The 15,073-nt window shown below is 61.9% G+C and carries 11 protein-coding genes; 7 read left to right on the top strand and 4 right to left on the bottom strand.

Annotated features, from left to right (window positions below; all coding sequences use genetic code 11):
• The first annotated feature begins 279 nt into the window (after positions 1-279).
• From ACX12D_RS16955 to ACX12D_RS16940, 4 genes are all read left to right on the top strand, one after another.
• Positions 280-3,222: a ribonucleoside-diphosphate reductase subunit alpha gene (locus ACX12D_RS16955; RefSeq protein WP_459372031.1), complete on the top strand. Its 2,943-nt coding sequence runs from the start codon at positions 280-282 to the stop codon at positions 3,220-3,222.
• Between the two features lie 98 nt (positions 3,223-3,320).
• Positions 3,321-4,523 carry a ribonucleotide-diphosphate reductase subunit beta gene (locus tag ACX12D_RS16950; protein ID WP_150986839.1) on the top strand — a complete coding sequence of 401 codons (1,203 nt, stop codon included), beginning with the start codon at positions 3,321-3,323 and terminating at the stop codon, positions 4,521-4,523.
• Between the two features lie 190 nt (positions 4,524-4,713).
• Positions 4,714-5,976, top strand: coding sequence for an SH3 domain-containing protein (locus ACX12D_RS16945; protein ID WP_459372030.1), 1,263 nt, complete (start codon positions 4,714-4,716; stop codon positions 5,974-5,976).
• Between the two features lie 84 nt (positions 5,977-6,060).
• Positions 6,061-7,905, top strand: a complete 1,845-nt coding sequence (locus ACX12D_RS16940; RefSeq protein ID WP_459372029.1) for a hypothetical protein — start codon at positions 6,061-6,063, stop codon at positions 7,903-7,905.
• Positions 7,906-7,983: 78 nt separating this feature from the next.
• Here ACX12D_RS16940 and ACX12D_RS16935 read toward each other — a convergent pair whose 3' ends face one another.
• Positions 7,984-9,555, bottom strand: a complete 1,572-nt coding sequence (locus tag ACX12D_RS16935) for an LA2681 family HEPN domain-containing protein (RefSeq protein ID WP_459372028.1) — start codon at positions 9,553-9,555, stop codon at positions 7,984-7,986.
• 546 nt (positions 9,556-10,101) lie between these two features.
• On the opposite strand from ACX12D_RS16935, the gene ACX12D_RS16930 reads away from it, so the two are divergent.
• Positions 10,102-11,400, top strand: coding sequence for a CdiA C-terminal domain-containing protein (locus ACX12D_RS16930; RefSeq protein WP_459372027.1), 1,299 nt, complete (start codon positions 10,102-10,104; stop codon positions 11,398-11,400).
• Between the two features lies 1 nt (position 11,401).
• Positions 11,402-11,803, top strand: a complete 402-nt coding sequence (locus ACX12D_RS16925; protein WP_459372025.1) for a hypothetical protein — start codon at positions 11,402-11,404, stop codon at positions 11,801-11,803.
• A 42-nt stretch (positions 11,804-11,845) separates the two neighbouring features.
• On the opposite strand, the gene ACX12D_RS16920 is transcribed toward ACX12D_RS16925, so the two are convergent.
• Positions 11,846-12,172, bottom strand: a complete 327-nt coding sequence (locus ACX12D_RS16920; protein WP_459372024.1) for a thioredoxin family protein — start codon at positions 12,170-12,172, stop codon at positions 11,846-11,848.
• A gap of 73 nt (positions 12,173-12,245) precedes the next feature.
• Positions 12,246-13,169 (bottom strand): DMT family transporter, encoded by a 924-nt coding sequence (locus tag ACX12D_RS16915; RefSeq protein ID WP_459372023.1) that lies wholly within the window; start codon positions 13,167-13,169, stop codon positions 12,246-12,248.
• 124 nt (positions 13,170-13,293) lie between these two features.
• Here ACX12D_RS16915 and ACX12D_RS16910 point away from each other — a divergent pair, with 124 nt between their 5' ends.
• Entirely contained in the window at positions 13,294-14,214 is a 921-nt protein-coding gene (locus ACX12D_RS16910) for a LysR family transcriptional regulator (RefSeq protein ID WP_459372022.1), read from the top strand.
• 8 nt (positions 14,215-14,222) lie between these two features.
• Here ACX12D_RS16910 and ACX12D_RS16905 read toward each other — a convergent pair whose 3' ends face one another.
• The gene (locus ACX12D_RS16905) at positions 14,223-15,068 is read right to left on the bottom strand and encodes a DUF6597 domain-containing transcriptional factor (protein ID WP_459372020.1); all 846 of its coding nucleotides are present in this window, start codon (positions 15,066-15,068) and stop codon (positions 14,223-14,225) included.
• Positions 15,069-15,073 lie beyond the last annotated feature (5 nt).

Here is a 15,073-nt window from a genome sequence, read left to right as displayed (position 1 = left end):
ACTGGTGAATCCGCCCCGTTTCACTATACTTAGTCCAGTTTTTCGCATCGACCACTAGATCTAGTGGTGCTTTCGGGGAGCCGGCCTAGGTGTGCAGTTACCGCCGCAGCAATGGCTGCGGTCCGCCGAAGGGCCGGCGCATCACAAGAGTCCCAGCAGAATCCAGCAATAGCAGCGCGCCCTCCCGGGTAAGACCGGCCGGCGTGTCTGAGCCTTTTTGCGCATTTTGCCCGGGACTCTTTGTCACTCATAAAACACGGGTCAGAACAGGAGTTCCTCATGCAGACAGCCCAGAACGAAATCTCCACCGGCGCAAGCGCCGCCGGTGCGGCAGCGAACGCGCAGTCGAGCCCCGCTACTGCCGCCGCTGGCAGCTACCAGGACTACAAGATCATCCGACGTAACGGCGCCGTCGTGGCGTTCGAGCCGAGCAAGATCTCGGTGGCGGTGACCAAGGCCTTCCTCGCCGTCAACGGCGGGCAGGGCGCCGCTTCGGCGCGTGTGCGCGAAGTGGTCGAGCAAGTGACCCAGAATGTGGTCCGCGCGCTGCTGCGCAGCCGCCCTAACGGCGGCACCTTCCATATCGAAGACGTGCAGGATCACGTTGAGCTTGCGCTGATGCGCTCGGGCGAGCATGAAGTGGCCCGTGCCTACGTGCTGTACCGCGAGAAGCGCACCCAGGAACGCGCCCAGGCAAACGCCCAGGCGGTGGCCCGCGTGCAGGAAGGCGGCGCCACGTTCAACGTGACCGATGCGGGCGTGGCCCGCGTGCTGGACCTGGGCGCGCTGCATGGCCTGATCGACAACGCCTGCTCGGGCCTTGGCGACGCCGTCAGCGCCGAGCCGATCCTCAAGGAAACGCTGAAGAACCTGTACGACGGCGTGCCGATGACCCAGGTCTACGACTCCGCCATCCTGGCCGCGCGTACCCTGATCGAGAAGGACCCGGCCTACAGCCAGGTCACCGCGCGTATCCTGCTGCACACCATCCGCAAGGAAATCCTGGGCGCCGAAGTGACCCAGACCGAGATGGTGTCGCGCTACGCCGACTACTTCCCCAAGTTCATCGCGCGCGGCATCGAAGCCGAGCTGCTGGACGAGAAGCTGGCCACCTATGACCTGGTCCGCCTGGGTGCGGCACTGGACGCCCAGCGCGACTTCCAGTTCAACTACCTGGGCCTGCAGACCCTGTACGACCGCTACTTCCTGCACATCGACGAGACCCGCATCGAAATGCCGCAGGCATTCTTCATGCGCGTGGCGATGGGCCTGGCGCTGGGCGAGAAGGACCGCGAAGCCCGTGCCATCGAGTTCTACCAGCTGCTGTCGTCGTTCGACTTCATGTCGTCCACGCCGACCCTGTTCAACTCGGGCACCCGCCGCTCGCAGTTGTCGTCGTGCTACCTGACCACCGTGTCGGACGACCTGGAAGGCATCTACGAGGCGCTGAAGGAAAACGCGCTGCTGTCCAAGTTCGCCGGCGGCCTGGGCAACGACTGGACCAATGTGCGCGCCCTCGGCTCGCACATCAAGGGCACCAACGGCAAGTCGCAAGGCGTGGTGCCGTTCCTGAAGGTGGTGAACGACACCGCCGTGGCGGTCAACCAGGGCGGCAAGCGCAAGGGCGCGGTCTGCGCCTACCTGGAAACCTGGCACCTGGACATCGAGGAATTCCTCGAGCTGCGCAAGAACACCGGCGACGATCGCCGCCGCACCCACGACATGAACACGGCGAACTGGATTCCCGACCTGTTCATGAAGCGTGTGATGGAAGCCGGCGAATGGACCCTGTTCTCGCCCGCCACCTGCCCGGACCTGCATGACCTGGTCGGCAAGGCATTCGAGGAAGCCTACCTGGGCTACGAAGCCAAGGCCGCCCGCGGCGAGCTCAAGCTGTTCAAGAAGATCCCCGCCATGCAGCTGTGGCGCAAGATGCTGGGCATGCTGTTCGAGACCGGCCATCCCTGGATCACCTTCAAGGATCCGTGCAACATCCGCAGCCCGCAGCAGCACGTGGGCGTGGTGCACAGCTCCAACCTGTGCACGGAAATCACGCTCAACACCAACGACAGCGAGATCGCCGTTTGCAACCTGGGTTCGGTGAACCTGGTCGCTCACCTGAAGCAGCAGGCCGACGGCACCCAGGTGCTCGATCACGCCAAGCTCGAGAAGACCATCCGCACCGCGATGCGCATGCTCGACAACGTGATCGACATCAACTACTACGCGGTCGAGAAGGCACGCAACTCCAACCTGCGCCATCGCCCGGTCGGCATGGGCATCATGGGCTTCCAGGACTGCCTGCACATGCTGCGCCTGCCGTACGCCAGCGACGCCGCGGTGCAGTTTGCCGACACCTCGATGGAAGCGGTGTGCTACTACGCCTACCGTGCCTCCAGCGAGCTGGCGGAAGAACGCGGCCGCTACAGCACCTATGAAGGCTCGCTGTGGGATCGTGGCATCCTGCCGCAGGACTCGCTCAAGCTGCTGGCCGAGGAACGCGGCGGCTACCTGGAAGTGGATCATTCCTCGACCATGGACTGGGACAGCCTGCGCGCGCGCATCAAGCAGCACGGCATGCGCAACTCGAACTGCATCGCGATCGCGCCGACGGCAACGATCTCGAACATCATCGGCGTGTCGGCCTGCATCGAACCGACCTTCCAGAACCTGTACGTCAAGTCCAACCTGTCGGGCGAGTTCACGGTGGTCAACGACTACCTGGTGCGCGACCTGAAGGCGCGCGGCCTGTGGGACGAAGTGATGGTCGCCGACCTGAAGTATTTCGACGGCAAGCTGGCCCGCATCGACCGCATTCCGCAAGACCTGCGCGACATCTACGCGACGGCCTTCGAAGTCGAGCCGAGCTGGCTGGTGGAAGCCGCCAGCCGCCGCCAGAAGTGGATCGACCAGGCCCAGTCGCTGAACATCTACATGGCCGGCGCCTCGGGCAAGAAGCTGGACGACACCTACAAGCTGGCCTGGCTGCGCGGCCTGAAGACCACGTACTACCTGCGCACGATGGCAGCCACCCACGTGGAGAAGTCCACCGTGTCGCGCGGCTCGCTCAACGCCGTGTCGTCGGGTAGCGACGGCGGCATCAGCGCCGCCGGCATCGACCAGGCCGCCGCCTCCGCACCGGCCATGCCGGAAGCCGAAGGCGCGGTCTGCACGATGCGCCCGGGCGACGCCGGTTTCGACGAGTGCGAAGCCTGCCAGTAAGCCGCCTGCCAGTCAGTCATTACCTGCCCTGATCCTCGCCGCGCCGCTCGCGCGGCGAGGACGGCGGCAAACCAAAGCATTCCACGGAGAACCACACCATGCTGAGCTGGGACGACGACGTTCAAGCCACCCCGCAGGCTGCCCCGCAGCCCGCGCCGAATCCCACCGCCACGCCTGCTGCCGCACGCTCTGTCGACCAGCACGGCGTGCTGCCGCCGGCCGCCACGCAGCCGGCAGGCACGGGTATCCTCGGCAACCTGCCGGCGTCCGACGCACCGACGGACCGCCGCGTGAACGCCGCCGACAAGCGCGTCATCAATGGCTCGACCGACGTCAACCAGCTGGTGCCGTTCAAGTACAAGTGGGCCTGGGAAAAATACCTGGCCGGCTGCGCCAACCACTGGATGCCGCAGGAAATCAACATGTCGCGCGACATCGCGCTGTGGAAGGACCCGAACGGCCTGACCGAAGACGAGCGCCGCGTGATCAAGCGCAACCTCGGCTTCTTCGTGACCGCCGACTCGCTGGCCGCCAACAACATCGTGCTGGGCACCTACCGCCAGATCACCGCGCCGGAATGCCGCCAGTACCTGCTGCGCCAGGCCTTCGAAGAAGCGATCCACACGCACGCCTACCAGTACATCGTGGAGTCGCTCGGCCTCAATGAAGCCGAGATCTTCAATGCGTACCACGAAGTGCAGTCGATCCGCGACAAGGATGAGTTCCTGATCCCGTTCATCGACACGCTGACCGACCCGGCCTTCAAGACCGGCACGCCGGAGAACGACCAGAAGCTGCTCAAGTCGCTGATCGTGTTCGCCTGCATCATGGAAGGCCTGTTCTTCTACGTGGGCTTCACGCAGATCCTGGCCATGGGCCGCCAGAACAAGATGACCGGCGCCGCCGAGCAGTACCAGTACATCCTGCGCGACGAGTCCCTGCACTGCAATTTCGGCATCGACCTGATCAACCAGATCAAGCTCGAGAACCCGCACCTGTGGACCGCCGAGTTCAAGGAAGAGATCACCGCGCTGTTCAAGAAGGCCGTGGACCTCGAATACCGCTACGCCGAGGACACCATGCCGCGCGGCGTGCTGGGCCTGAACGCACCGATGTTCAAGGGCTACCTGCGCTTCATCTGCAACCGCCGCTGCCAGCAGATCGGCCTGGAGCAGCTGTTCCCGAACGAGGAAAACCCGTTCCCGTGGATGAGCGAGATGATCGACCTGAAGAAGGAACGTAACTTCTTCGAGACGCGTGTCATCGAGTATCAGACCGGCGGGGCGTTGTCCTGGGATTGAGCAGGGTTGGTGTTAGCTCTCCGAAAGCTTGAAGGTTTCAAGCCAGAGGTTGAAACTTCCTGAAGTCAAAGCTTGAAAGCCTAAAACAGGCGACGCAACGAGCGTCGCCTGTTTCGTTCTAAGGCCCTTCACCGCCACACAAAGTGGGGGCTAGACCGTGAGTCTTGACTTAGAAAAACTCAAAGCATCCATGGCAGCGAGCACCACCCTTGCGAGTAAAGTGGCAAGGATCGAAGTAGAACGTGCGTCCTGGCGCCAGACTTTGGCGCAAAGCAACAGCATTGCCCAGCAAGTCAGGGAGTTCACACAGGTTGGCTCTGCAGTTGCTCAGATTGCGAGGGACTTGAAGGTTTTGCAGCCAGCCGTTCTGACCATCGGCCAGCAGTACAAAGAGCTTATTGGGGAGAGGTCTGCTGCCATGCATGCCATCAGGCAATGGCACGAGTCGCAGAGGACCCAGCAAGAGAGCATCCGTAAGATGCTCGAACCCATTGCGGATTTAAGAAAGAGCCTCCTGCTGGATTCTTCGACTCAAGATCTCATCAAAGAGCTTGCTAAAGGCAACTCGATCCGTCATCAGTTCAAGGACATCTTGGATCAGGCCGCAGGCATTGGCTCTGCTGCCAAGCATTGGGCCCAGCAGAGGGAGGATGTCAGGACCCAGACCAGGAAGATCGTTGAAGACCTTCAAGTCGGTAGCAGCATTCGCAGCTATCTCAAAGACTTCGAGAAGATCAACAAGAGGTGGGTTGTTCCAAGCGAAGTGTTCGGAGTGGTGGGGGCCCTACGAGAGCTTCAAGAGCATTTGGGCAAGGTAGCTCTACCCACCATCGACTGGGGCTCAGCTGCAGTCCTTGCAAAGCTTCTGGGCCAAGATGGAATCCGGGACCAGCTTTCGCACCTTGGCATTGAGTCTGATGGTTCATTGAACCCTGAAAGGATCCAAGGCCAAGAGAAGGGCATCCTCAGTCGAAAGCAGCAAGACCTCACGTCCCTCATTGGACTGCTGTTGACGATCTTGATCTTCGCCTATCAGGAGTATTCAAGCGCCCAGCAGCAATCGAAGACCGAGGCGTTCCAGGCCCAGACGATCGCAGCGCTTCAAGTGCAGTTGCAGCAGATCCAAAGCTTAAACACCCTCATCGAGGAGGCTTTGGTACAAGCTGCCACGGAGCCCGAAGAGCGATTCGTCGTACGTGAGCGAACCGCAGCTGTCCGTTCGAAGCCGGCACATGGTGCTGCTGTGGAGGGACGGCTCCTACCGAGCGAAGTGGTGCGAGCTATCGACCGACAAGGCAAGTGGGTTGAGGTCGAGTACTACCACTGGCTGCACGAAGAGTATCGAACGGGTTGGGTCTTGAAGAAATACCTTGAGCGAGTGCCCGCAAGCTACGGAAACAAGCCAAGGGATTTCCGAGATGGCTCCCAGCAACCGTTGACTGTAGGTAGCTAATCAATCCGTCACTACCTTGATCTTATGCAATCTTTGAGACATTGGTGTTCGCGCCTCTTTGCTTCTCTGTCAGGTCCGGGGCCGATGCCACAATCCCCGGTGGCGCCCAAAACCATCCTCCGCGAGGAAGCTGAGGCGCCGCCTCTCGCGACACTTGCCGGGGTTGATGACCCAACCACGTATTGGCCCGCGTCACTGGCTCACTTGGCGCTTCCCTATGACAACGCCGGATCCGACTACGTGACGATTGCCGAAATCTCCGAGGCGCCTGTGGCCGGGTTCGTGGGGTACAGGACAGCCAGCGTCGCACTCGTACCCCACGCGCTAGTCGAACAGGTGCTTCAGTCGACGGCCGCAACGGGCTATGAAGTGCGAGCACAAGGGCCATTGCCGATCGTCGATGATAACGATGCCCCGCATAGGAGCGGCTTTTGGATCGAGGGCATCGAGAGAGGCACCCGATTCGAACCTGTCGTCAATAGCTGGCGCGGGAGCGACACGGATGTGGTCGTTCCCGACAACAGCATGCTAATGGTGTTTGGGCTCGTGCCGCGCCAGACTGGCGAATCCGAGGTGTCCTGGGATGACCCTCACGGTCCCGTTTATGATGTCGTGCGCGCCTCGACGATCTCCGATCACCAGCGGCCCAAGGAACTCCGACAACGCGCTTACGTAGAGATCCGTCGCGACTATCTGTTGGAGTATTGCCGCATCAAGCACTGCGCCGCGGTCGCGTTCTTCTATGAGCAACGGTGGTCGGAGGACGACGTGGTCTTCGATCGTGTCATCGGAGTTCACGACAATGTGGACTTCAATCTACCGGGGCGGCTGCTCAATCTCCAGACTCACCATCACCGCGGTAACGACCGAGGCCGCCAGTTCGCTCAGGTTTGGGGGCGGCGGATGGTGCTTCCGCGGGGCGAGCCCAGAGTCATTGCGGTGGGCGACCCGGACCTCGTATGGCCTGGCCATCCCGGAACCATGACCATGGAGCGCGCAGGCCACGAGCACTTGATGGCCTATGTGAGTGACAAGGTTCTTCAGGAGTACGAGGGGCGTTCTGAATTCGAGATCTATCCTTTGTCGGGCGGTGTGTCTTATCGCAACCAGTGGTCAGTTAGCTATTGCCACCGTGTCGGACGTGATCACATAGCCGTCGAGATCAAGAAGCTGTACGAAGGATCAAGAAACGCAGTCATTGAGCACTGGCATAGATTTGCGGTACCGCGGGCGGCGGCAGACGCCGATCGAGCTACGAACGGTGACCGGCACATCGGGATCCGGGCGCAAGAGCTCGTGCGCGCCTATCTCGCGATGACCAGTGCTCTTGCTCAGGTCATCGAACGCCTGGGGTTGAGCTTCGACCAGAGCGAAATTGGCGGATACCGTTCGCAGGACGTGGAGTACCGCGGCTGGTGGGCTATTGACGGGCTCTCATCACTCGCCAATGTGGTGCCTCTGGGGATCACACGAGATGGATTCCTGGATCGCGCTGTCGACGTCGTCATCTTCTGGGAATCGTTGCAACAGGCACCGCTTCGGAACACCCTTCTTCGACTGGGGATCGACAAACAGCATCTGGCGAATCTCAGAAGCATGAAGTTGCTGGCGAGCCTATGTCAACTGGCGACGGCCGGCAAGAGCGCGGGCTATCGGTGGCCAGACGACTCAGCGCAAACAGTGGCAGCGTGGGACAAGGAGCTACGCATTCCCAGCCTGCGCCGCTTGTTTGCAGTGAATCAGCTGCGACAGAAGGCCGCCCATCGAACCGGCGCTGGATTTTCCAACTCACTCGCCGGTGACCTAGAGGCTTTCGGCATTGTACCGGCCGCGCAGGCCGCAGGCTGGGGACGAGCTGTCGATAGTGTCTATGATGGACTGATTGAGGACTTCACCGCCATCGCCACGCTTCTGACCCCAAGCCCATAACGAGTTACTGCCGTAATGAACATAATGACAAGGGGCTCGTGTCCGCTTGCGGTGCAACGTTGGCTACCGCCCGTACTGTCACCACCGGCGCTTCCATTCATCGTCTATTTCGGTTAGAGGCATCGGGGCCAGGATGGAATCCGGGTCGGAGCTCGTGCGGCGACGGCCTTCCTCCTTGTGCATGCCGAGCGAGAGGTAGATCAACGCTGATCGCGCGAGCTTGAGGATCCGCAAGGTCCTGCGCTCGAGGTCGTCGCGAGACACTGAGTGAGCGAAGCTGTCGAAGAACAGATCTGTTGCAGAGCCCTCTGGGGGTGGTGAAGGTGTCATCATCGCGTGGACTTTGACGTACTTATGTTCCAAGTGATTGCGCAGTTCGTGAAGCTCCCGTGCATCAGGCTCGGTCATGTTCTTGAAGCCCTTCTCAAATAGATCCTTGCTCAGCCAATAGAGTCCTCGAAACGGCCAGTTCTCGGAGGATAAGAACTCTGGTCGCACAGGCCCATTTTCCTTCTCACGCCAAACGTGCCGGAAGCTGATCCTCTTTTCAGGAATGCCAAGCTTCAGGTAGCGATTCAGGAAGTATGCGATCTTGTCCAGCAGGGAGTAACTCATTCGGAAGGCTATCTTTACCTTCTCGACGTCGAGGCCAAGAGCCGGATAGTCAAGCGTGTTGTATAGCAGCACCTCGCGGTCGGACAGATGGAGCGCATTGGCGTTGATGCCATCAAAGTAAAGCCATCGCGCCGAAACAAATTCTTGCTTGAGTTGGTTGAAAAAGCCAACGAGGACTGGAGGCTCGCCAAGCGAGGTGACGAAATCTGGGAGCGTAAGCACATCTCTGGCGGCGATCGGCTGAGGTCCGAGATCGTTCAGTGGATTCAAAAACAGAGTCTCTTGCAAGCACCATCTACGATACGCACGCTCCTCTCCGCCTTCCGGCAGAGTGAACTGCTCGGGTCGATAGTCGGCTGCGATCTTCGGCAGGTCAAAATGACGTCCAATGGCACTAGCGGCGTCCGCGAAGTAGGCGCGCAGTCCTGGGTCCCCAAACTCCGGATGTTCATCGATGTGTTGGATCGCGTCTGCCAGGTCTTTGTGCGCCGCGAGAGCAAATACCGCCGCGTGCCCAGGGTCGTAGAGAGCATGGGCGTAGTGCATAAGCCCCCGGCCCCGATTGCCACGTGCCATCCAGAACGTGGGCTGCTCTTGGAGCGCTTCGCTCCACAGCGCCCTCGATTCAATGAAGCGGCCCGCGGTGTCAAGTTGGTTCGCTAGGTTCGTGAGAATCTGGCACCTTCGAACTACGTGGATCTCCTCGAACGCTGGGCTGTTACGGGCTCGGCGAAGGAAGAACACCTGCTGCTGCAACTCTTCCTGATCCCATGCCCACGCTGCCGCACGGTTCGATTGATGTGCACTCTGCCGGTTTGCCCACGCATTGGCTCGGAAGTAGTCGAGAAGGACACGTTGCTTCTCGGAGGCCAGTCGCGACTCGATCTGCTCGCACCAGGCCAGTGCCCGATAGTTCAGCGCGATGTCTCCGTGGTCGAGTGCGTGATCGACAAGCTGCGCAATCGCTTGCAATCCGTCTTTGGGCGGCAACGCGTCAAGCGTGTCCATCGCCAAGATTTGGTCAATGTCTCTCATGGTTCACCATAGTTACCAAAGGATCAGGCGGGTCGACCCCAAACGATTCCAGCTGTGTCGACTTACAATAGATTAAATTATCGACTTTCGACTGATTATCGTAAGTCGTTATTATCTGGCAAAAGTTATTATGCGCCTCACGTTTAATGTGAGGGGTAGTGCAGTTAGAATTAAAAAATTGATTATTTTGCCAATGGGTGCGGAGGTCGCTCAACTGCACGAACTTGCACTGAAATTATGGGGGCCGACCAATGGCACAGCTCATTAGCGCAAAGCAATTGGCTGACAGGCTCGGCATCAGTCTTCGAACGCTGGAGGATCTTATCGCGCGAGACCTTGTGCCGCCGCACATCAATTGGGGCGCCTTCGCCGGTGGGACTCCGGACAGGTAGAGCGATGGCTACACGACGCCTTCCGGAAGGGCAGCACGAACCTGAGGGATGAAGAGGCCTCGTCTCGAGGCGAAAAAGCCGTCGACGGGAGCATTGCCCTTAGATCAATAAGGGCAGCCTTACGCCGGAGGAGAAGGAGGCTCGTTCGAATCTGGTGAGCACCCTGGTTGCGGGTATCACTGCCGCAGCCGGCGGGAATGCGGCGATAGCCGCCAATGCCGCGCGGATCGAAACCGAGAACAACCGGCTCGCGACAGCAGCCGAGGTCAAGCGCATCCACCAACTCTCTCAGGGTGACCCGAAGAAGGAGGCGCGCCTGACGGCGGCGGCGTGCTCCCTGATCCACTGCGAGCGAGAGTATCCGGAGGGCAGCGAGGCATACAAGTTCTACAAGAACCTGTCGGATATCGGATCAAGCGATGCCTTGAAGGACGAGCGGACCTTGTTGGCCGCTCAGGCAGGTTTCCAGACCAAGGCGGGTGTGGTGCCCAGAATCCCTATTCAGCTGCTGTTCACCTATGACTGGAGCGACAAGGCGGGGGATGCTGCGACGCGCGTCGACAACACCTATCAACTCAGCACGCGAGCCCTTGGCGGCGTGCAGGCGGTGGGCGGCGCAGCGACGGCCATGGCTGGGGGATCCATTACGGCCGGAGGTGCCGCAGCGTGTGGTCCGACTGCCGGCGCAAGCTGTCTGGTTGCAGCTGGTGGCGTAGCGCTGAGTTTCTGGGGGCTGGATCAGGCAAAGGCGGGCGTGGGCACGATGATCAGCGGTCAGCCGCAAGCGACCGTGGGTGGCATCGTGTTGCAGCAGGTGTTCGGCATCTCGCCTCATGCCGCGGAGTTGCTGTATGGTCTGGCAGGCGGCACGGCGGGGATTGTGGCGGACGCGGCGCTGGCAAAGCAGGCGGCGACCGTGCTCGGCAAAGGCACGGCGGCGGATGCAAGTGCTGCGAACAGCCAACGCGGTCCGAATTTAGGTCAGTACAAGGGGGCCGACACTGCGGCTGACGAGACGCGATTCTTACTGGCAGAGCGAGAGCTGAAGCCCAAACAAGGCAGCCTTTCGGGGCCACCGGAAATGCCGCCGAAGAATGCCAATGATGAAATGATTCGCTCCATTGATCGACAGAATGAAGCAGCAAGGATACTGGCTGATCATGGTCTTGCAGTGGAGAATCTACCGAATGTCGGGAAGGGTAGGAAAAACCCAGATTTGAAAGTCAATGGTCAAATTGCGGATGTCTATTCTCCAACATCTGGAAATCTGCAGTCTATCCGGGACAAGGTGGTGGAGAAGACCGCGGAGCAGGCCCCAAATGTTGTCATCAATCTTGCAGATTCGCCGTTGTCGATCTCAGAGGTGACGCAATACCTGCAGCGAAATCCTGTAGGCGCAGCCAATTCAGTTATCCTGATCAAGGATGGTCGGGTTGTTTCATTGGGAGGCTAAGGTGTCTTTCTCTCTTGATCTTGAGATTGATGATCGAATCAGCAAGGACGAAGTACTCGACCTACTTCGCGAGATGCGGTTCGAAATCTCTCAGGAAGACACGGATGGTGTTCGTGGAAATTTTCCGCGCTCGAATATTTTTGCGGTTGCGAAATGGGTGTCTGATCCCAACGAGATGGCTCCAAGAACGGAGGGAGCTGATTTTGCCGCGACATGGAAGATTGGAGTCAGGGCGAACTTCTATTACGTCATGAGCAACTATGACGAGTGTAGCGCTGACATGCATGAATTCTTGGCTAGGTTGAACGAGAAATATGATGCCTATTTCATATTCTCATTCGAAAAAGAGAAGATTTATGCCGTGAAAGATGAGCGTGGCATGCGCATTGTTGGTCAGTTTTAGCGGTGTTAGCGGTGGAGCTTCATCTTCAATCGTGGGCCAGCATCAGCCCGCAATCCGCCTCAACGCCTCCTCGATCGCCCGCGTCTCGCTCGGCCGCACCAGCCGCGCCACCTCCACGCCGTCGCGCATGAACACCAGCGTGGGCCATAGCTTGACCCGGAACGAGCGGCCGAGCGGCTTGCCGCTGCCGTCCTCGACCTTGATGTGGGCGACCTGCGGATGGCTGGCCATGGCGCTGGCCAGGTGGGGCTGCGCCCGCATGCAGTAGCCGCACCAGGGCGCGCCGAACTCGATCACGGCCGGGCCGTTGATGGCGTCGATTTCGGCCCGGGCCGGCTCGCGCAGGCCGTACACGTCGGTCATCGTCATAGGGAATCCTCTCGCCTGTCCAAATGGGCATGCACGGATTGTATGACCGCGCTGGTTGCGACGGATCCTGTTATCAGGCCTGCGAGCCCTGCGGTATCTCGGGGGCTGCGGGCTTGCCCCAGCGCACCGTGGCCAGCAACGATGCCGCCACGATCAGCCCCCCGCCGATCCACGCCGTGGCGGAGATGCTCTCTGCCAGCCACAGGCTGGCGAACAACGCGCCGAAGGCGGGCTCGCTGCCCATCAGCAGCGCCACCCGCGTGGGGCTGCTGCGCCGGATGGCGTAGTTCTGGGCGAAGAAGGCGAACAGCGTGCAGGCGGCCACCAGCCACAGCACGCAGCCCCAGAACGCAGCGTGGCCGGAGAACGGCGGCAGGGGCTGCCACTGCGCGGGCACCAGCGCCAGTGCCACGGCCGCGCTGCCGACGGCGACCACGCCGGACTGCACCGCCGTCATCGTCAGCGCCGGCATGGACCGGCCCCGCACCAGCCGTTTGGTCGCGCAGACCATCAGCGCGCGCAGTACGGCGGCGGCGAGGATCAGCCCGTCGCCAAGGTTGAAGCCCAGTTCGCCGTGGCCCGCCAGCAGCCACGCGCCTAGCAGGGAGAGCGCCACCGCCGCCCATTCGATGCGGCTTGGACGGCGCTTGAGCAGCAGCCACTCTGCCAGCGGTGTCAGCACCACGCACAGGCTGATCAGGAAGGCGGCGTTGGAGGCGCGCGTTAGCAGCACGCCGAAGGTTTCGCACAGGAAGATGCCGAGCAGCAGCACGCCGGTGCCCAGCACCCCGCGCAGGGTGGCGGCGTCGGTGCGGCGCAGCCCGGCCAGCGTGGGCGAGAGCACCACGAAGGTGATGCCAAAGCGTAGCGTCAGCAGGCCGAGTACCGGGTAGAAGACCAGCGCGCTCTTGACGATGCCGTAGCTGCTGCCCCAGACCACGGCGACCGCGAGCAGCATCAGGTCGGACAGCAGTAACAGGTTTTTTGGCGCGGGCATGGCGGACCTTGTGCATTCGGTCCTGCATTGTGCCGCTTTGCATCCACGGCGATAATCGGGTCGAAACGCAAAGCCTTTATGCCGCAAACGCATTAATCCGCCCCTGCTTGCCGCGAGCCGCCTCATGAACCAAGCTGATCTCTTTGCCTTGCTGCCCGACATGGCGGTGTTCGCGCGCGTGGTCGACGCGGGCAATTTTTCTGTTGCCGCGCGCCAGCTTGGCAGCACGCCGTCCACGGTCAGCCGCCAGATCAAGCGTCTGGAGGAGGCTCTGGCCACGCGCTTGCTGGAGCGCTCGACCCGCAAGGTGCGCATGACGGAATCGGGCGCCGAGGTGTACCGCTATTGCCGCGACGTGGTGAGCGCCGCGGCGGGGGCGATGGACGCCGCCGGCCATGTGGTGGGCCGGCCGCAGGGCAGGGTCAGCGTCAGCGCGCCGACCGCGTTTGCCAAGACGGTGATCCATCCGCTGGTACCGGCTTTCCTGCAGGCGTATCCGGAGGTGGACCTGCAGTTGCTGTTTACCGATCACGAGGCCGATCCTCTTGCCGACGACCTCGACCTGGTGATCAGGCTGACCGAGCACCCGCCGCCCGGCCTGGCCGGGCGCCGCCTGGGCGCGGTGCGCTGGGTGCTGTGCGCCTCGCCCGCCTACCTGCGCGCGCGCGGCACACCCGCACAGCCGCGCGATCTCGCGCAGCACGATTGCCTGTACCTGGGGGAGACCGCCGACGACAACCGCTGGCGCTTGCGTCGCGACACCGAGACGCAGACCGTGACGGTGAGCGGGCGCTATGTCGCCAACCACGCCGGCGCGCGGCTGGAGGCGGCGCAGCAGGATCTTGGCATCGCCAGCCTGCCGGAGTTCACCGCGGCCCTTGCCTTGCAGGCCGGCGAACTGGTGCAGGTGTTGCCAGACTGGGAATTGCAGGCACGCGCCTACGTGGGGACGGTGTGGCTGCTCTACCCGCCCAACCGCTTCCTGCCGCCCAAGGTGCGGGCATTGATCGATTACCTGGCCGCGCAGATCGGCAGCGCGGGCTGACTTGCCGCTCAGCGCGCGCCGGCCGGCCCTTGCTGCGAGCGCTGGTAGTCGCCCGGGGACACGCCCACCAGCCTGGTGAAATCCCGCGTCAGGTGGGCCTGGTCGAAGTAGCCGAGCTCGGCGGCGAGCTGCGCCAGCCCGACCGGCTCGCCGCGCGCGAGCCGCCATGCGGCCTCTTGCAGGCGGTAGCGGCGCAGCACCCACTTGGGCGATACGCCCACGTAGTCCTGGAACAGCCGTTGCAAGGCGCGCACGCCCATGCCGGCATGCTGCGCCAGCGACTCCACGCTGGCGGGGCCTTCGGCGCTGGCGGCATGCGCGACGATGGCCTGCAGTTGATCCACGACGGGGTCGGGCGGCGGCAGGGCGCCGCCCAACAGGGCTTCGGCGGCGCGCACCATGGCTTCGTCATCGCCGGCATCCAGCACCAGCAATTCGGCCCGGCCAGCGTCGCATGACAGCAGCGCGCGCGCCGGACGCGTGGTGTCGGTCAGCGCGCAGACAGGCTCGTCCAGCAAGGGGCGCAGGCCGCCTACGCGAAAGCGCACGCCGAGCACGTGGCCGGCGCCTTCCAGCGTGCGGTCGAACACGCCGCGCACTACGCCGAAGAGCGCTGTCTGGCCGCGGTCGAATACCAGGTTGGCGTTCGGATAGGGCAGCACGCGCTGCACCTGCGGCGGGTGTCCCGCCAGGTTCCATTCGACGATCCAGTAATGTTCGACAAAGGGCGCCAGCGCCGCCGACGGCAGGTAACGGCCGAGGCGGATGCGATGCTGCGTGCCGAGCGGGTCGACAATGCCTTTGGGTGCAGCGGTGACGCGCGCGTGCGTGTCGCGTTTTTCCAATCGGGGCATGGGGG

This window comes from Cupriavidus sp. PET2-C1 (genome assembly GCF_054515855.1).
The sequence above is the reverse complement of the archived record's forward strand: the minus strand, read 5'-3'. Positions and strand labels throughout refer to the sequence as shown.